Source organism: Vibrio sp. QJM3NY_27, from assembly GCF_057785955.1.
Genome location: NZ_CM173511.1, coordinates 752523 through 770562, shown reverse-complemented (window position 1 = coordinate 770562; position 18040 = coordinate 752523). Strand labels below are relative to the sequence as shown.

Annotated in this window: 13 protein-coding genes; 6 read left to right on the top strand and 7 right to left on the bottom strand. The window is 45.3% G+C overall.

Features of this window, described 5'->3' with window-relative positions:
* Positions 1-18: 18 nt before the first annotated feature.
* Positions 19-1377 (top strand): AmpG family muropeptide MFS transporter, encoded by a 1359-nt coding sequence (locus AC3CIA_RS03415; protein WP_017079927.1) that lies wholly within the window; start codon positions 19-21, stop codon positions 1375-1377.
* 66 nt (positions 1378-1443) lie between these two features.
* Here AC3CIA_RS03415 and AC3CIA_RS03410 read toward each other — a convergent pair whose 3' ends face one another.
* Entirely contained in the window at positions 1444-2790 is a 1347-nt protein-coding gene (locus AC3CIA_RS03410) for a DUF4397 domain-containing protein (RefSeq protein WP_171311481.1), read from the bottom strand.
* A gap of 585 nt (positions 2791-3375) precedes the next feature.
* Here AC3CIA_RS03410 and AC3CIA_RS03405 point away from each other — a divergent pair.
* The 3 genes from AC3CIA_RS03405 to csdA all read left to right on the top strand — a co-directional run bounded on the left by AC3CIA_RS03405 (position 3376) and on the right by csdA (position 6491).
* Entirely contained in the window at positions 3376-4188 is an 813-nt protein-coding gene (locus tag AC3CIA_RS03405) for a nucleoside-specific channel-forming Tsx family protein (RefSeq protein ID WP_171311479.1), read from the top strand.
* A 110-nt stretch (positions 4189-4298) separates the two neighbouring features.
* Complete coding sequence (panE, locus tag AC3CIA_RS03400) at positions 4299-5192, top strand: 2-dehydropantoate 2-reductase (RefSeq protein WP_171311478.1); 894 nt, start codon at positions 4299-4301, stop codon at positions 5190-5192.
* A gap of 87 nt (positions 5193-5279) precedes the next feature.
* Positions 5280-6491: a cysteine desulfurase CsdA gene (gene csdA, locus AC3CIA_RS03395; protein WP_488518513.1), complete on the top strand. Its 1212-nt coding sequence runs from the start codon at positions 5280-5282 to the stop codon at positions 6489-6491.
* 202 nt (positions 6492-6693) lie between these two features.
* On the opposite strand, the gene csdE is transcribed toward csdA, so the two are convergent.
* The 4 genes from csdE to AC3CIA_RS03375 form a co-directional block, all read right to left on the bottom strand.
* Complete coding sequence (gene csdE / locus AC3CIA_RS03390; RefSeq protein ID WP_146457524.1) at positions 6694-7122, bottom strand: cysteine desulfurase sulfur acceptor subunit CsdE; 429 nt, start codon at positions 7120-7122, stop codon at positions 6694-6696.
* Positions 7123-7193: 71 nt separating this feature from the next.
* Entirely contained in the window at positions 7194-8003 is an 810-nt protein-coding gene (tcdA, locus tag AC3CIA_RS03385) for a tRNA cyclic N6-threonylcarbamoyladenosine(37) synthase TcdA (protein WP_102557806.1), read from the bottom strand.
* 113 nt (positions 8004-8116) lie between these two features.
* Complete coding sequence (gene mltA, locus AC3CIA_RS03380; RefSeq protein ID WP_017093429.1) at positions 8117-9229, bottom strand: murein transglycosylase A; 1113 nt, start codon at positions 9227-9229, stop codon at positions 8117-8119.
* A gap of 81 nt (positions 9230-9310) precedes the next feature.
* On the bottom strand, positions 9311-9784 hold the full coding sequence (locus AC3CIA_RS03375; RefSeq protein WP_029405215.1) for a DUF2850 domain-containing protein: 474 nt from the start codon (positions 9782-9784) through the stop codon (positions 9311-9313).
* A 163-nt stretch (positions 9785-9947) separates the two neighbouring features.
* Between AC3CIA_RS03375 and argA the strand changes: the two genes are divergently transcribed.
* Both argA and AC3CIA_RS03365 read left to right on the top strand, forming a co-directional pair.
* A complete protein-coding gene (gene argA, locus AC3CIA_RS03370; protein ID WP_102554247.1) occupies positions 9948-11285 on the top strand; it encodes an amino-acid N-acetyltransferase in 1338 nt (445 codons plus the stop codon).
* A 282-nt stretch (positions 11286-11567) separates the two neighbouring features.
* Positions 11568-11759 (top strand): hypothetical protein, encoded by a 192-nt coding sequence (locus AC3CIA_RS03365; RefSeq protein WP_004735192.1) that lies wholly within the window; start codon positions 11568-11570, stop codon positions 11757-11759.
* 81 nt (positions 11760-11840) lie between these two features.
* Here AC3CIA_RS03365 and recD read toward each other — a convergent pair whose 3' ends face one another.
* A complete protein-coding gene (recD, locus tag AC3CIA_RS03360) occupies positions 11841-14066 on the bottom strand; it encodes an exodeoxyribonuclease V subunit alpha (protein ID WP_488518512.1) in 2226 nt (741 codons plus the stop codon).
* On the bottom strand, positions 14066-17740 hold the full coding sequence (recB, locus tag AC3CIA_RS03355) for an exodeoxyribonuclease V subunit beta (protein WP_488518511.1): 3675 nt from the start codon (positions 17738-17740) through the stop codon (positions 14066-14068). The genes recD and recB overlap by 1 nt, the downstream gene beginning before the upstream one ends.
* Positions 17741-18040 lie beyond the last annotated feature (300 nt).

The window sequence follows — 18040 nt, the reverse complement described above, 5'->3', positions numbered from 1 at the left end:
TCTATACAAGGACGCCCCATGTCATCTGGCACTCCCTCTCTTTCTTGGATGCAGACTTTCCGTAGCTACCTAGATAAACGCCTACTTTGGGTGTTTATGTTGGGTTGTTCGAGTGGCTTTCCTTGGGTTCTTATCGGCTCTAACATGTCAGGCTGGCTAAAAGATGCAGGATTAACTCGTGCTGCTATCGGTTATTTCGGTAGTGTATTTGCCGTCTATGCCATTAACTTTCTTTGGGCACCACTGGTAGACCGAGTCAAACTGCCGATTCTACATGCGATATTGGGTCAACGACGCAGTTGGATATTTCTATGCCAAAGCTTTGTATTGATCTGCACGCTGTTCATTGCCGGGGTGAACCCTGCCAATGACTTGATGTTCACCTCAATGTTGGCTCTCGGAATTGCGATTGCGTCGGCAACCCAAGATATAGCCATTGATGCCTTCCGTATTGATTCATTTCCTAAATCTGAATCTACCAAATTACCGCAAGCATCCGCAATGGCAGTGATGGGATGGTGGACAGGCTACTCTCTTCCTGGTTATCTCGCATTTATCAATGCCGATACCATAGGTTGGAATGGTGTTTATTACGGTATGGCCGGTGTCGTTATCATTCTGATGCTATTCACCCTGTTTGTCGGAGAACCAACAACACAACGTGAAGCATTACAAAAAGAAGCACAACAGCGCCATAATAAAGTTGTGGGCTCTAAAGTTGTGGCCTGGCTAAGCGTTACAGTGTTGGAACCTTTCTACGATTTCTTTAAGCGAAACGGTGTTCAAGTTGCTATTACGCTTCTGCTGTTCGTATTCCTGTTTAAGATAGGTGAAGCCTTCTTAGGCAGAATGTCGATTCCCTTCTATAAAGAGATCGGCTTTAGCAATGAACAAATCGGCCACTACTCCAAGTTAATTGGTTGGGGTGCAACAATATTCTTCACCTTGCTAGGCAGTGTCTTCAATGTGAAATTTGGTATTGTACGTGGGCTAATGATTGGCGGCGTAGCAATGGCAGCCAGCAACCTAATGTTTGCATGGATTGCTCAAGTAGGACCCAATGAAAACTTATTCCTTGCAACGATTATTGTCGATAACTTCACAACCGCCTTTTCGACAGTGGCATTCGTTTCCTTCTTAACGCTACTAACTGGGCAAGCTTTCTCGGCAACGCAATACGCCTTGCTAGCATCATTGGGAAATTTCGGTCGTACAACTCTGGCTTCATTTAGCGGTGAGCTGGTCGACTTCCTCAATGATTGGTCAACCTTCTTTATACTAACGTCATTAATGGTGATTCCAAGTTTGATCATGCTCTACTCGTTACGCCACTTTTTCACTGATTTATTAGAAAAAGCCAAAAACAACCACGAATAAGAGTAGAAGAGAAGAGGGTAGCTCAGTGCTACCCTCTTTTACTTTCTGCCAGCAGAGACTTAAACGCTAATCTGTTGTATCACTTACGATTAAGTTAAAACCGGTTCCCGTCGAGTCATCAATCGCGACGACTTGATACACAACTCCGTTAGCCAAAGTTGCAGGCGCAGAGTCAATGGCAACAGTAGTTGGGTCTCCTGCTACAGTAATCGTCACGTAGTAAGATCCCGCTGCCACATAAATACCATTCGCGTAATCTTTGAACTTCACATCACTTAGTGCCGGAGTGCTACCAGAGATTCCCACGTTCTCAGTCAAGTAAATATCAACCGATGCTGCAACTGGGTTTGCCGCCGCATGAGTAATGTTTAACACCGCACTGGTCGCAACCGGGCGACGGTTTTCAGGGACAACTAGTGGTTCCAAATTGCGTGGACTTACCGTACCCACTGCATAAATGCTGTAATCCATTCCGGCAAATACAGCTAAACCATCAACATCGATAAATGTTGGAGTCGTCGTTGCAGTTTCATAAATATCAATATCGAAACTACCTGCAGCCAAGTCTAGGAAGCCGCGAATCTCTTTAAACATCAGAGCATCAAGAGGAGCAAACTTAGTAGCGTTAACGAACACATCGACATCAGGTGCACCATCAACCAAATGCCCCACTCTCACTTCTGCCTTTTCTGCCATATCGTAGATTAAAGATGATCCAGTTCCGTCCATCACCATCAATTTTACCGGTGAAGCGCTATTGGAGTCAGCTCTTGGCACCGCCGCTATGGTTAGCTCACTACCGCCAGACAGAGTGATTTCTCCAGAGTCAAAAGCAATAGCACTGCCACTTACCGTTTCAAGTCTCACACGATATTGTCCTGCGGGAATATTGAGTACGTCAGTAAAGTCTTTATAACCGAGAGTGCCAAGCGGAGCGCCCAATGGATCATTCGGTGCCGTTACGTATAAGTTCACATCTCCAACCCCTGTTGCCGCGTGAACAACTTGCACATCTAAACTTGAACTTGTTGCCGTTCCCTCAGCAGGCCTTGTAACAACTAACGCCTCAACCGGGTTATTAGAACCATCAGCATCGCCGACCACCATTACGGTGTAATCTAGATCACCGCTCAAATCGAATTGGCTTGGCGGAATCACAGTCGCTACTGCGTCACCTGGGAGTTGGGCATCTACTTGCAGGGTGGTTTGACCTTCATCTACTGAGGCATATCCGGATGCTTGAGCATAATCGACACCGCTCCAACGAGCCTGACTATTTACTAAGACATTAGCCAACGGAGCATCTGGCGATGCATGTACAGCTTGTAGTTGAGTTGTTGGTTCATCGTCATCATCACACCCAACAATGAACAGGGCTGACAACGCAACAGCGAGTAATGGTGAATATTTCATCGGTCTTCTCTCCAAAAAAGTTAGACCAGTTCGTCACACAAATGATTAGTCCAATAACTAATCTTTAAAAATTGTCTCAAAATCTAGTGCAGTGAACTGTCTTTAATTCTCCGTGATTCAAAAAGTAGCTAGGTTGAAATTCCTAGTCAGTCATCACATGAGTTGTTCATCAATTGATTCCAACATCACTACGCAGTTGGTCAAAAATAGATCAAAGACAAGATTGAAAGGAGGTTTGAATGAGTCATTTTTAAAGAGAAAACTATTAGAAAGGAATACTGTTGATTTTGATATGCATGTCACTCTATTTAGTAGAATCGTTTGCTTAGCGCAGTATTTCACCGATTTATCCACAAAATAATCTAATTTCACAAAATCAATAGAAACATGGGTGCATCAAGATGCATTGCCATCTTAAAGTTCCATCATTTAGATCGTTAGTGTGATCAACCTCACCATAATAATTATAGTTTTCACTCTGTCTCACTTTTATTTGAGAACAAAATCGCTATTATGCTCGGCATTCGGACATACAAACACGCACGGATTAGCGGGTTACTTATTTTAAACATAGAGAGTTCCATTATGCGTAAATCACTTTTAACTCTTGGCCTACTTGCAGCAGCTTCTGCTCCGGTAATGGCAGCGGATTATTCTGACGGCGATACTCACAAGAACGATTATAAATGGATGCAGTTCAACTACATGTATGTAATTGGCGAAAAAGGTCCTGGTGAAGAATCTGACCACGATTACATCGAGATGGAGTTTGGCGGTCGTTCTGGAATCTGGGATCTTTATGGTTACGTTGATTTCTTCAACCCAACAGGTAACCCAAGCAGCGATAAATCAGGTTCTGACAACCTGTTTGCTAAAATTGCCCCACGCATGTCTATTGACGGCTTAACGGGTAAAGACCTTTCTTTCGGTCCTGTACAAGAATTATACGTAGCCAATGAAATGAATATTTATGGTGGATCTTTTGAAGGTCTACAGAAAATAGGTCTAGGTTCTGATGTAATGGTTCCATGGTTCGGTAAAATGGGTTTAAACCTTTACGGTACGTACGACCTAAATCATAGAGATTGGAACGGTTTCCAAATCTCCACCAACTGGTTCAAACCATTCTTCTTCTTCGAGAACGGTTCATTCATCTCTTATCAAGGTTACGTCGATTACCAATTTGGTATGGAAGATGAATACTCTCAAGCGAGTAATGGTGGTGCCATGTTCAACGGCATCTACTGGCACAATGATCGCTATGCAGTTGGTTACGGTCTAAAACTGTACCATAATGTATACGGCTTTGAAGATGGTGAACCAGCATTTGGCCCAGGTTCAGCAGAAAGTGACTCTTCAGGTGTAGCTCACTACTTCGACGTAACTTACAAGTTCTAATTGAACTTCTAAGAAAGTTTCCTAAATGGCACCCTCCGGTGCCATTTTTTATTGCTTTCATTTAATGCCTCGCTATCCTTGCAGCATCACTTTTTTATCTCGGTATCGCTGTGAACATCACGATTGTTGGGCCAGGGGCCATCGGCTCTTTATGGGCAATAAAACTACTTCAAGCTGGTCATAATGTCTCTTTGTGGAGTCGTTCCACTGATAACTCAATTGACTTATCACTTGATGGACAAGCTTCCCTTTCCTTCAGTAACAACAATATCGAAAAGCTATCAGCGAGTGACTTGGTTATTTTCACGGTCAAAGCTTGGCAAGTAGAAGAAGCAACCACTCCACTGCTTCAACATCTCGATCCCGACACCATTCTCATGTTCATGCACAACGGAATGGGCGCGGTCGATCAGATAGCAACTCAAATTGATACTCACCCGGTAGTACTAGCGACCACCACCCAAGCGGCATTCAAACCCAATCGCAACAATGTATCCCACACAGGAATAGGCCAAACTCAACTAGGTGCTTTTAACCTCAAAGGTCAGCAATGCACTTTTTTAGTTGATGTGTTGGAGCATGCCCTACCTGTTGTAAGTTGGAATCCTGAGATAAAAACAGCGCTATGGACTAAGCTCGCCATCAATTGTGCGATCAACCCACTGACTGGGTTGGAACAGATCAAAAATGGCGAGCTTACAGATAAAAGGTTTGAGGATATTTTGAGTTCTATCGTTAAAGAGCTCACGCAGGTTATGCAAGCCGAAGGGATCGTTTGTTCATTCGATGAATTGGAAGCAAGCGTCAAACAGGTTATCCAAGCCACGGCGCAGAACAACTCATCCATGAAGCAAGATATGTTTTACCAACGCAAGACAGAGATCGACTTCATTAACGGCTACCTTATTAAGACCGCACTCAAGCATCAGATAGACGTTCCCGTTAACCAAAGACTGTTCGCTCAAGTCAAAGGGCAAGAAAATCGCTGGAATCATCAAGATTAGTCAGCAACAGTTAACAAGTCGCGATAAAATAACAATACCGCTAAGCACAACGCTAGCACCAATTTCCAAGATTTTAGGTAAGAATAGATGCTTGATATCAATCACATCCGAGAGCAGTTTCCTGCGCTATCACAAACCATCAATCAACAACCATTGATTTACTTAGACAGCGCGGCAACGACACAAAAACCTCAGGTGGTTATTGATGCCATTAGCCAATATTACTCCAAGCAAAATGCTAATGTTCACCGTGGTAGCCACAGCTTAACAGCTCAGGCGACCAGTCAATTTGAAGCAGCAAGAGACAAGGTCGCTCAGTTTATTGGCGCGACATCGTCAAAAGAGATTATTTGGACTCGCGGTGCCACCGAAGCACTTAACCTGATCGCACAAACATACGCAAGAAGCACCCTTCAACCTGGCGATGAGATCTTAGTGAGTGAAATGGAGCATCACGCCAACATTGTGCCTTGGCAAATTGTGGCTGAACAAACTGGTGCTAAAGTTGTGAAAGCACCGATGACATCAGATTGTGAGTTTGACCTTGTTGCGTTTAACGCTCTGTTGAATGAGCGAACCAAGATTGTTGCTCTGGCTCAGAGAACCAATGTCACTGGTTCTCGCCAACCGATTGAAGCAGTCATCAAGAAAGCACATAAAATGAATGCCATCGTTGTGGTCGATGGTGCGCAAGGTATCGTTCATGAGCCCGTTGATGTTGCTGCTTTAGGCGCTGATTTCTACGTTTTCTCAGGACATAAACTCTATGCTCCTGCAGGTATTGGTGTGCTTTACGGCAAGCTTGAATTGCTCGAAGCGATGCCACCTTGGCACGGCGGTGGCAAAATGGTTGAGCGCGTCTCTTTTTCCGGCACTACTTTTTCAGAACTGCCTGGCAAATTCGAAGCCGGAACGCCAAATGTGGCCGGAGCGATAGCATTAAGCACTGCATTAGAATGGTTAAGTGGTTTTGCACAGCAAGATGTCGAAAATCATATCCACCAGCTTCAACACGAAACCTACCGTGCACTCAGTAAACTGGATGATATTCAGGTTTTGGGGTATCAGCCCAACGCAAGCGTGATTACTTTTGTGATCGATGGTGTTCACCATCAAGACATTGCGACACTGTTGGATCAGCAAGGGATCGCGGTACGTGCAGGGCATCATTGTGCTCATCCATTGATGGATGCGCTTAATGTAAAAGGAACGGTTCGAATTTCATTTGGTATTTACAACAACATGGATGACGTTGATAAGCTTATAGCTGCGATAGAAAAAGCCGTTGATATGCTGTAGCGAGTAGCGAGTAGCGAGTAACGAGTAGCGAGTAGCGAGTAGCGAGTAGCGAGTAGCGAGTAGCGAGTAGCGAGTAGCGAGTAGCGAGTAGCGAGTAGCGAGTAGCGAGTAGCGAGTAGCGAGTAGCGAGTAGCGAGTAGCGAAATTATTTAGGGTTGGCGTTTAGCGTCAACCCTTTTTATTTTTGTGTATCTAAGAGATATTAAGCACTTAGTTCTTGGATTTGAGCAACGATCGCTTTTAGTCCATTACCGCGAGATGGGCTTAGGTGGGTGACTAAACCGATGTTTTCAAAGTAACCATCAATATCAAACGCTTGAACCTGCTCTGATGTTTTTCCATCATACGCAGCCATCACTAATGCAATCAGACCGCGCACGATACGAGCATCAGAATCAGCACAAAAATACCAAACACCGTCGATGTTTTGAGACACTAGCCAGACTTGGCTTTCACAACCAGAAACTACAACCTGCTCACTCTTCAGCTCATCAGGCATGCTAGGTAATTTCTTACCCCATTGAATCACTTGGCGATAACGATCTTCCCAGCCGCTGAATGTCTGCATTTTCGCGACAATATCATCACTGGTAATTTCAGTACCAAATGGAGAGCTTGGGAATGACATCATTTTAATATCCAATAGATTATGACTAAATGTACAAGTGACAATGGTTTAGTTCTTAAGCAAATAATAGAGAACTATTTAGAGTGTTTTTGAATCAGCTTTTCAACAATACGCGAAACAGCCACAAAACCAAAAGTTGCAGTGACTACTGTCGCAGCGCCAAAACCCGTCGCACAGTCCATGCGCTTTGGCCCTTCTGCTGTCGCTTTCGCAGCACATACACTGCCGTCGGCTTGAGGGTATTTCAGTTGCTCAGTCGAGAACACACAATCGATACCAAACTTACGCGCAGGGTTCTTAGGGAAATTATGATGACGACGAAGGGTGTCTTTTAGCTTCTTCGCTAGCGGATCCTGGATCGTCTTAGTCAGATCGGCCACTTTAATTTGAGTAGGGTCGATTTGTCCACCCGCGCCACCGGTGGTGATCACCTTAATTTTGTTACTACGACAATATGCCAACAGTGAAGCCTTAGCTTTCATACTATCAATCGCATCTAACACAAAGTCGAACTCTTTCGATAGGTATTCAGCCTGATTATCAGGGCCAATAAAGTCGTCAATCAGGTTCACTTTACACTCAGGGTTAATCAGTTTGACGCGTTCTGCCATCACTTCGATTTTGCTTTTACCAACCGTGCCCGACATCGCGTGGATCTGACGGTTGATGTTAGTCACGCAAACATCATCCATATCGATCAAAGTCAGCTCACCTAAACCGGTACGAGCAAGCGCTTCAACAGCCCATGAACCTACACCGCCAATACCGATCACACACACATGTGCTGCTCTAAGTATGTCGACTTCACTATTGCCATATAAACGACGAGTGCCGCCAAATCGTTGGTCATAGTTTTCTGAAGCTGGAGTGGTCAATTCACGCATTATTGCCGCCAATTTATTTCTGAGAAAAAGAAAAGAGTGCGTTTTATACGCACTCTTGAATTAAAAGTCTAGGGGATTAGCGATTCGCTTTCAATGCCCTATTTTATTGTTGTTTACTCGACCTTTTCTGGAGGCAAAGCCCAAGGCGCTTCGGTTGCACTGCCATCTAAGCCAAGCTTCCATACACGACCAAAATGCTTGTAATGACCCGCTTCAGTTCCCGCTCTTGGCCCCATTCCGTGGTAGAGATCCAAATGGTTCTGCTTAACTGCGCCACCAGTATCCAAAACCAGTAACAGTCTTAGTTGGTGCGCACCGCTCCAAGTACCGTCTGCATTCAGTAATGGAACCTCAGCTAGGATTGGCGTCCCCATTGGCAATATAGAGCGATCGCCCGCGACTGCCGCCATAGGTAATAGGGGGATGCCCGCGCTACCCATTACTGATAGGTCATCTCTCGCTTCAAAAAACACGAAAGATGGGTTTTGCTCAAGCAGCTCTTTGACTACTTCAGGATCGTTTGCCAATACCCACTCTTTGATTGCTTTCAGTGACATTTTTTCGCGTGGAACTAAGCCTCGCTCGATCAAAACACGGCCAATGCTCACGTAAGCTTTATTGTTCTTACCCGCGTATGCGAAATACTGCAACGTATCGTCATCACCGAAATGCACGAATCCACTGCCCTGCACTTCCATCATAAATGGATCGATGCGGTTCGCCGAGTAACCTAACTCAAGGCCCTGGCCTTCTAATGCACCGTTGTAGATCTCTTCGCGGGTTGGACACTCTTTATCACACTCTGGAAGTCCATAAACAGGGAAACGGTATTCTTCACTCGCTTCGTGGCGTAGCTCCATTACGGGAGAAAAGTACCCCGTGAACAAAACGTTGCCTTGCTTATCACCACCACCCAATTGAGCAGTTTGAACGCCAAAGTTAGCGAGCTCGCTTGGATCTCCACTTTGCATCGCCCACTCATTGAGTTGCTGATAAAGCGGCTCATAGATTTTAGCCATCGAAGGGGATTTAGAAACCACCATTTCAGCTTGCTCTGCAAATGCGGTGTAGTCTCTTGGTTTATTGGATTCAACCTGATCGACCTTATTTAAGGTGCGGGGAAATTCGTCATCAAGGTGTTGTTGAGCAAGATCAGTCGGTTGAGCACAGCCAAATAAGAAAGAGGCAGCGACAAGGGGAAGCCATTTTTTAATCACAAGAGTCATCCTAAAAATTCTATGCATCGAGGATGACAAAAACAGTCAGATAACACAATCGTAGATTGTAAGAGTTTACAATAAGATAACCTATCGGACTGAGTTCTCGATATGGCCTTTAAGGCGGAAGACGGGATTGTAGTGATTATCAGAATCGAGCACCATTTCTGTGTTGTCAGAATTGGTCATGCGGAAGCGATAGGTTTTATCACCCGCTTTATATTCGAAGTAGTTACCATCAAAGTCAAAGCTCGTCGAAACAACAGACCCACGCACTGACACGCCATTAGCGTTTAGTCGAAACTCGTCCGTCGCATAATGTGCAACGTCCTGCTCTACCCACGTACCGTATATCAGATTGTCGGGCGTCGCCGCATCTTGTACTCGGGAAAGCACATCACCGAACAAAGAAACCACAGCAAACGATCCCACCAAAGCTAAAACCATTAAACAGCGTTCAATAATCTTACGCTTCAACTTAGATTGATTGCGTTGCTCAGCTTCACTGTAGAGGCCTTGGGTAATCTCATCGATCTTATTCTTTGTTGCTGGAGCTTGTTGCATTCGGTTACGACTCATAAAGATGCTATGTGCATTCTACACTGAGACAGTTTATATAATGAACCCTAGATGAGAATAGTTTGCGCTTTATTCCAAAAAAGGTGTTGTTTATATTTGAATTTAAATGCTAAATTATCGAATAAATAAACACAAATGGACTTGTTCTGTGAAATTAAGAAGTACAGCGCTAGTAAAAGGTTTCAGACAATCAACCCCTTACGTGAACGCTCACCGTGGCAAAACCATGGTTATTATGCTTGGTGGCGAAGCCGTTGCCGATAGAAACTTTGGCAACATAATTAGCGATATAGCCTTACTCCACAGCCTTGGGGTAAAGATTGTTCTCGTTCACGGAGCAAGACCACAGATCAACCAACTATTAGCAAGGCAAGATTGCCACACGCCTTACCATAAGAATATTAGAGTTACTGACGAATATTCTTTAGGTGTCGCGATGCAGGCTGCTGGTCAACTACAACTAGCCATCACAGCTCGACTTTCAATGAGCCTAAACAACACCCCGATGGCAGGCACTCAACTCAATGTGATGAGTGGTAACTTCATTACCGCTCAGCCGCTAGGTGTCGATGATGGTACGGATTATTGCCACAGCGGACGTATTCGTCGAATAGACATCGAAGGGATTAATCGCACACTTGACCAAGGTTCCATCGTTCTTCTTGGGCCTATTGCTAGCTCCGTGACTGGCGAAAGCTTTAACCTGCTTTCTGAAGAGGTCGCAACCCAAGTTGCTATTCGTTTAAAGGCCGACAAGCTGATTGGTTTTTGCTCCGAGCAAGGGGTAACCGATGAAAGCGGTGATGTACTCGCCGAACTCTTCCCTAAAGACGCCAAGCAAATTCTAGAACGCTTAACGGAATCTCAGAACCCTAAAGAAGATATGAGCACTGGTACATTACGCTTCTTAAAAGGTGCTATCTCTGCTTGTCGTGCTGGGGTACCTCGTTGCCATCTAATTAGCTACAAAGTGGATGGCGCATTAATCCAAGAGCTATTCTCTTTTGATGGTATTGGCACCCAAGTGGTCATGGCAAGTGCCGAGCAAGTAAGACAAGCTCAGATTGATGATATCGGTGGCATCTTTGACCTCATTCGTCCACTGGAAGAACAAGGCATCTTAGTTCGCCGTTCAAGAGAGCAGTTAGAGCAAGAGATCTATCGCTTTACCATTATCGAAAAAGACGGCCTAATTATTGGTTGCGCTGCGCTATACGCGTATCCAGAAGACCACATGGCAGAGATGGCCTGTGTTGCTATCCACCCAGACTATCGCGATGGAAACCGTGGCCAGTTACTGCTGGATTACATGCGCCACCAATCAAAATCTCGTGATATCGACCAGATCTTTGTCCTTACTACGCACAGCCTTCACTGGTTCCGTGAGCAGGGGTTTTACGAGATAGGCGTGGACGAGTTACCGATGAAAAAACAAGGGCTATACAACTATCAGAGAAACTCAAAAATCTTAGCGCTAAACGTATAAATAAAGTTTTGGAGCGGAATCTCAATTTAATAGAAAAATAATTGCAAATGTAATCGTTTACTATATGAGATTTATCAAATATGCACTTTCACTCACACGAATAATTGTATAGAATTTAGGCGCTTTATAATATTAACAAAAGTTTTTATTGGAATTGCCATCTCGATAGTCATATCGAACTCATTGAGATGGTCACTGCACGGATTGCTATACCCGTTGACGGTCAACACGCTAGAAGCCGTTCTGACCGTTGATATAAACAGCAAAAAGAGCAACATTGATATGAGAACCATTGTTTGTAACTCGCTGCAAAGTTTTTGGGATATGGCTGATAACCAATTCTTAGAAGGGCTAGACGTACACTGCGTATTCCCTGTTAGCGAGAATCTAAAAGAGTTTATTTTGAATTGCCAAGCAAAGTACAAGATAAACCATATATCGTTTACTCGAGCGTTTTTAAGCAAAGAGTCTTAATAACGTTCAAAGCAACCAGGGATGGTTGCTTTGTGTTTATCTAGCTCTAAGTTCAAGCCCTTTTCTAGCGGCCATTAACGACTAATTCGTTAAGCGACTGCCTAAACCACTCACTCGCTCTGTTTTCACCTTAATCCCACGCTTCAACACATTTGTGTCGCTGAACATCATCAGTCGTTTCTTAGCACGCGTAATCCCTGTATAGATAAGCTCGCGCGTTAAAATGGGGCTGAAATCTGGCGGTAAGATCATTAAGGTCAAATCAAATTCACTGCCTTGAGATTTGTGTATCGTCATCGCATAAGCGGTCTCATGATCGGGGACTCGGCTTGGAAGCACGGCTTTCACACTGCCATCGGGCAACTCAAAATACACCTTCAGTCTAGGTGTGGAATTCGCACTATTTGACTCTAAAGTCGTTGAATCGGCTTCGAGCATACAGATACCAATATCACCATTGTACAAACCTAAACCATGATCATTACGCGTCACCATGACTGGTCGCCCGTGATACCACAATTCATCGTTGTGCGGATTCACCAAACGTCTTGCGGCAAGCGCCCTTTCGATTCTGTGGTTGAGGCCTTTAACACCAAAATCCCCTTCACGAATAGAACACAATAGTCGACATTGACTGAACAAATCGAGCACCGACTTCGCTCGCGCTTCTTGGGTTTCTAGCTCTTCCAACGGCACATTCATTCGGTTGAGATACGCACCATACTCATTAACCAAGGTACGCAGCATCAAATTATAGCTGTCACTCGACAGGGGATGATTTTCGATATCGCCAAATCCTTTAGCAAAGACTTGATCCACCTGACTCGCAGAACCATTATTGATTGCTTTAGCCAGTTGGCCGATACCTGAACGCGCGTCGAAGCGGTAACTCTTCTGCAGCATACACAAACTATCTGCAATCGCAGGCGGATTCACCGCTCCAGCTTTGTCTTGTCTTGGTTTAGCTATCGCATCAAAGCCTGTCATCTCCGCAATCAAATTGCCTTGCGCTGAACTATACCCGACAGAGTTGAATGAACAGATATCACCGAGCACAGCACCTGCCTCTACTGAAGCGAGTTGGTCTTTATCACCCAATAAGATGAGCCTTGCGTGCTCAGGAAGCGCATCCACCAGCTTATACATCATAGATAGATCGACCATCGATGCCTCATCCACCACCAAGATATCAAGGTGAAGTGGATTACGTCGGTTATGTCTAAATTCCGCTCGATTAGGAATCGCGCCGAGTAACCTATGTAAAGTACTGGATTCAGTCGGTATGTTGGCCTTTACTTCAGGCGCTAAAGGCAATTGCTCAATCGCTTTACCAATTGACTCAGTTAAGCGTGCCGCCGCTTTACCTGTCGGAGCCACCAGCTTGATCGTCGGTGTTTTACCTTGGCTTAGTGATTGCTCAACCATCGCCGATAGTAATTTGGTTACCGTAGTGGTTTTACCCGTGCCCGGCCCACCAGAAATCACCGCGAAACGACGACTTAACGCCACCGCTGCCGCGACCTTTTGCCAGTTCAAACATGCAGATAACGGCACCAAACCGTCTAGAACATCTAAGTCCGTTACCTGCTTAGCTTGGACAATCGCTTGGTCGATTGCACCCCAATTCAGAGATTGCTCATCGACGATATCAAGATGATCACACACCAGCTGTTGGCGTAATACCTGAGACGTTTGTTGGTTTGCTTCAGCCTTGGCTAAGGCATTAAACAGAAAATGGTAACTGCGTGCGAATAACTGATTCAACGTTTCGGTTAGCGCTTTTTTCTGTTCAATATTGAACTCTACCGGCTTACTTAAACGGTTTAAGGTGTCAGCCAGCACAACTTCGTAGTTCCAATAACGCTGTAAGTAGACACGCTGCCCATCAAACATCAGCGGCTTAACACAGTCATTGGTTGTACCTACTAGGTTTGACGATTGAAGTACCGCCACCCAATCAATCCCCAACAATTTTAGGTTCAGTTGCAGCGCCGTTTCACCATACAAACCGAGTAACTGAGCTAGATCTGTCGTTAGTTCAGGGCCTGCCGTTTGAGCTTGTATAAGCTGAGTACAAATATGCCCCTTGCCTAATTCATGGCTCACGACCCCAGCAAGAAAGCCAATCTCTTGAGAATGACTCGTCGCTTGCTGCGCAATAAAACGGGCAAATTGATAATCCAATTGGCGAATCGAACCCTTATCCGCGAGGAACTTTAATACATCCATGAGCTGTTCAGGGATAAGTGAAACTGGCTTAACTGAGCTCGCTGTTTCTATGCTGGTATTAATGGTCGTTGTTGTCATTATAGAAGCCCCATCTGTCCAGTTTCATCGTCATTCAATTGTGCTGAACGTCTGTCTATCACTTTACCGTCAATCAATTGATCCATTTCATCGAGCAAAGCCAAGGTTGGTTTAGCCGAGAAAATACCTTGTTGAGATTGGCCGTCCATTCCTCTTAAAAACAAGTAATAAACCCCACCGAAATGTTGTTCATAACTATAATTTGCAACACGGCTGCGTAAGAAGCGATGCAATGCCAACGCATAGATTTGATATTGCAGATCGTAGCGGTGGTCGGCCATCGCCGATTTCAATGCTTCACCATGGTAGACGGCAACGTCATCACCTAGATGGTTCGATTTCCAGTCGAGTACATAGTATTTACCTTGATGCTCAAACACCAAATCGATGAAGCCTTTCAGCATGCCTTGTACAGTTTGAAAACCTAGGTCACCCGCTTTTGCCGACAATGGATCGTGATACTGGATGGTTTGATTAAGTTCAGAGGATGCTAATACTTCGATCGGCAACAAGAATTCCATCTCAACCAGTCGTTGAGTTGAGTCTTTCTCACTCAGCTTTAGATTTTTGCCATCTAATGCGGTGTTAAGCACCGTATCGACAAGCTGTTGAAGTACGGGTAACCATTCGAGTTCGTATTGCTCTGACTCTAACAAGTGAGTGATTACTTGCGTGTTATGGTCACTGGTTGCAGGCTCTGTAAATTCAACATCCTCAAACAAGGTATGTAAGAAGGTACCTGGGCGAGCACCGCGAGGGAACGTGAATATAGAACGTTCCGGTTCAATAAGTTCCGACTCATCTTGCTCATCGGCTGAATCAATATCGAAGCCAGACACCTCAATCGTAGCGTCATGGCTTGCTCCATGACTGCCTTGTTTTACAAGCCCCGAGTAACTGGTGATTCGCCAAGCTCGGTCAATTGAAGCCTTCAGTTCACTAGCATGTAAGTCTTCACTCACTTGTTCTGTTTGTACAAAAACGTGCTCATGAGCAGTCGGAGTTTCAGACAGTAATACGCTTGAATTCTTACCCTCAATCGCTGACAAAGCTTGATTCAACTCGGCAATGCCTTGTTCTTGTCCGTTTTGAACCAAGTAGCCCATGGCACTCAAATGAACACCTGTCGGCTCTTTGGTTGAGCGCCCTTTACGTAAAGGAGCCATACCAATAAAACAGCCATAAACCGCACGGGTGAGAGCTACGTAAATCAAACGTAGATCTTCTGCCAATCGTTCTTTATCCGCTTGTGCTAAAGCACTATCACTGCCCGTAATATCAAGCACTGTGGTATCTGATTCATGGTCGTAGAATTTGCCTTCGCTCGCTTCACGATAGCTTGCAACGAACGGCAAAAATACTAGGTCATATTCCAAACCTTTCGACTTATGAATGGTAACGATTTGAACCAAGTTTCTCTCTGATTCAAGGCGTTGAATGTCGTCTTCACTGCCACCTAAACCATTTTGAGCATCGGAAATCGCTTCTGCCAACCAACGCAGCAAGCCATAGTCGCTGTCGAGCTCCTGCCTTGCTTGTTGCAGCAGTTCGCCAATGTGCATCAAATCAGTGAGTGAGCGCTCACCATTTTCTTCTTCCAGTAAGCGTTCCGCGAGGTGTCGTTTGCTGATCACGCTGCGTAACATTGGCAACACGCCACGTTGCAGCCACAACTTACGGTATTCTCGGAATTCGTTAACGACGTTTTCCCAAACCACTTCATCGTTGTTGAGTTCATCCAATGAGGCCGCATCCAGAGCAAACAATTCCGACGCTAAACTGGCGCGCAACGCACGGTCATTTTCCGGTGTCAGCACCGCCTGTAATAGGCGCTGAATATCTTGCGCGACCAAGCTGGTGAACACGCTATCTCGGTTGGACAAGTACACGCTCGCGATACCTTGTTCAGACAACGCGTTCTTGATCAGACGACCTTCACTACCAGTTCGAACCAAGACAGCAATATCACCTGCATTCACGGCATGTTGTTTTTTACCGTTATCAAAATAGGCTTGCTGGTTTTGAGAAGCGGTCAGAATGGTTTGAATTTGACTCGCCGTCGCCTCAGCCATTGCCTTGTGATATTCGCCTTTCGGTAAGGGCTTATCTTCTGCATCCTGCAGCCAAAAGGTAAGCGCGTGCTGAGTTTGACCATTCATCACCCATTGGCGTTTGTCAGCCGATGGGCTCGCTGCTACGGGCAAAAATGGAATGTCTTGGTCGTAGATAAACGGGCTATCCGAATTCATAAACACTTGGTTTACCGCGCTGACCATATCAGCACTCGAACGCCAGTTAGTGCCTAACGTATAGTGAGCACTAACTTGGTTTCTTGCCTTAATGTAGGTAAAGATATCCGCGCCACGGAAGCCATAGATAGCCTGCTTCGGGTCGCCGATCATAAACAGGCCGCATTGCGGGTTATCTAGGTAGATTCGGCTAAAAATACTGTACTGCAGCGGATCGGTATCTTGGAATTCATCGATCATCGCCACCGGGTAGAGCGTGCGAATTCTTTCCACCAGCAATGACTGTTCATCAACGTCAATCGACGCAGATAACTGAGTCAACAAGTCATCAAACGATAGCCACTGCTTCTGCTGTTTAGCCTTAGCCAACATAGTTCGACAATGAGTAATCGCATGTGCCAACAATGGGGCTTTTAGATCTGCTGGAGAATTTAAGAAGTCCTCAATCGCTTCGAAAACTACGTGCTGAGGTGCAGTACCCTTCGGCGTTTTTTCAATTAGAGTGGCTTGAGAGAACTTCTCTAGTTTATCTGGGAACTGGTAATCATGAGTGTCGCTTTGCGCCCATGTTGTGACGACTTCTAACCATGTCGGTAGAGACTTCTTGGTGTAGCTGCGCTTATTCACATCCGATCCTGAAATCAAAGCAAAAAAGTCCGCTTCGGATTCACACCACAACGCTTTAAGCTGCTTCACTTTGTCTAGGTTCTGATTGTGCAGAGTTTGCAGGTCGCCCGACATCGCATCTACCGTCAACTTCAGCGGAGAGCCCGTCAGGTAGCGATTTACGTCAGCTAATAGCGAAGCGGGAGAACCCCAGATATTACGAACCTCACCAGCTAATTGAATCGGCAGCGGGTAGAACTGTTTACGCCAATAGTCGGCAACCACTTGTGCTTTTAGGTGGCTTTCATCGGTCACAAATTCATTATCAAAGCGGCTTCCAGACTCGAAGGCATTTTGAGTCAACATTCGCTGACAGAAACCGTGAATGGTGTAGACCGCTGCTTCATCCATTTGTCTTTCAGCGTTAAGCAAAGTTTTTGCCGCGCCAGCATGATCATCGATAGCTTGTAACAAAGGCGCAATCACTGGGTCGTCACTTTGCCCGCGAGCAAACGCGATACGTGCATCATGGATTCGAGCACGGATACGATCTCGTAACTCAGCGGTAGCCGCTTCAGTAAAGGTCACCACCAAGATTTGGTCTACGGTCAGCGGCTCATGGTGTCGAGTAGCTTCCGTCAGATCGCCTTGCGGCGCAGCAGTGCCGTGCCCGAGCAGTAAGCGCAAATACAAGCCAGCAATAGTAAATGTTTTACCCGTACCCGCTGATGCTTCAATTAAACGCGCGCCATGAAGTGGAAACGTCATGGTATCAAGTGTTTGTGGAGCGATTACCTGAGCACTGCTTGTGGTCGTCATGCCTTACTGCCTTCTGATAAATGTGTTGTTACAAATGTGACCTAGCGTGGAAAACGTCATTCAATTTACGTCCTACGCTGATTTGTTAATAGTTAGTGCGATCTCTCTCACGGATCAATTCAGATCGCCTCGCTACTATGCGCCCACGAGTTCAGGAGCCCGATTCGAGTTTTATACTCATGCGTTACTTTGAACCACAGAATAATGGTCCCTCTGACCTGTGGCCGTACAGCGAACGCCCTACACTAATAATGATTTACTGGCGGCCACTTTATTTCCTGTACCTTGATTCCTCATAAA

Coding starts and splice junctions, on each gene's coding strand:
- AC3CIA_RS03415 (WP_017079927.1), top strand. CDS start 19: ATGTCATCTGGCACTCCCTCTCTTTCTTGGATGCAGACTTTCCGTAGC.
- AC3CIA_RS03410 (WP_171311481.1), bottom strand. CDS start 2,790: ATGAAATATTCACCATTACTCGCTGTTGCGTTGTCAGCCCTGTTCATT.
- AC3CIA_RS03405 (WP_171311479.1), top strand. CDS start 3,376: ATGCGTAAATCACTTTTAACTCTTGGCCTACTTGCAGCAGCTTCTGCT.
- csdA (WP_488518513.1), top strand. CDS start 5,280: ATGCTTGATATCAATCACATCCGAGAGCAGTTTCCTGCGCTATCACAA.
- csdE (WP_146457524.1), bottom strand. CDS start 7,122: ATGATGTCATTCCCAAGCTCTCCATTTGGTACTGAAATTACCAGTGAT.
- tcdA (WP_102557806.1), bottom strand. CDS start 8,003: ATGCGTGAATTGACCACTCCAGCTTCAGAAAACTATGACCAACGATTT.
- mltA (WP_017093429.1), bottom strand. CDS start 9,229: ATGACTCTTGTGATTAAAAAATGGCTTCCCCTTGTCGCTGCCTCTTTC.
- AC3CIA_RS03375 (WP_029405215.1), bottom strand. CDS start 9,784: ATGCAACAAGCTCCAGCAACAAAGAATAAGATCGATGAGATTACCCAA.
- AC3CIA_RS03365 (WP_004735192.1), top strand. CDS start 11,568: ATGAGAACCATTGTTTGTAACTCGCTGCAAAGTTTTTGGGATATGGCT.
- recD (WP_488518512.1), bottom strand. CDS start 14,066: ATGACAACAACGACCATTAATACCAGCATAGAAACAGCGAGCTCAGTT.
- recB (WP_488518511.1), bottom strand. CDS start 17,740: ATGACGACCACAAGCAGTGCTCAGGTAATCGCTCCACAAACACTTGAT.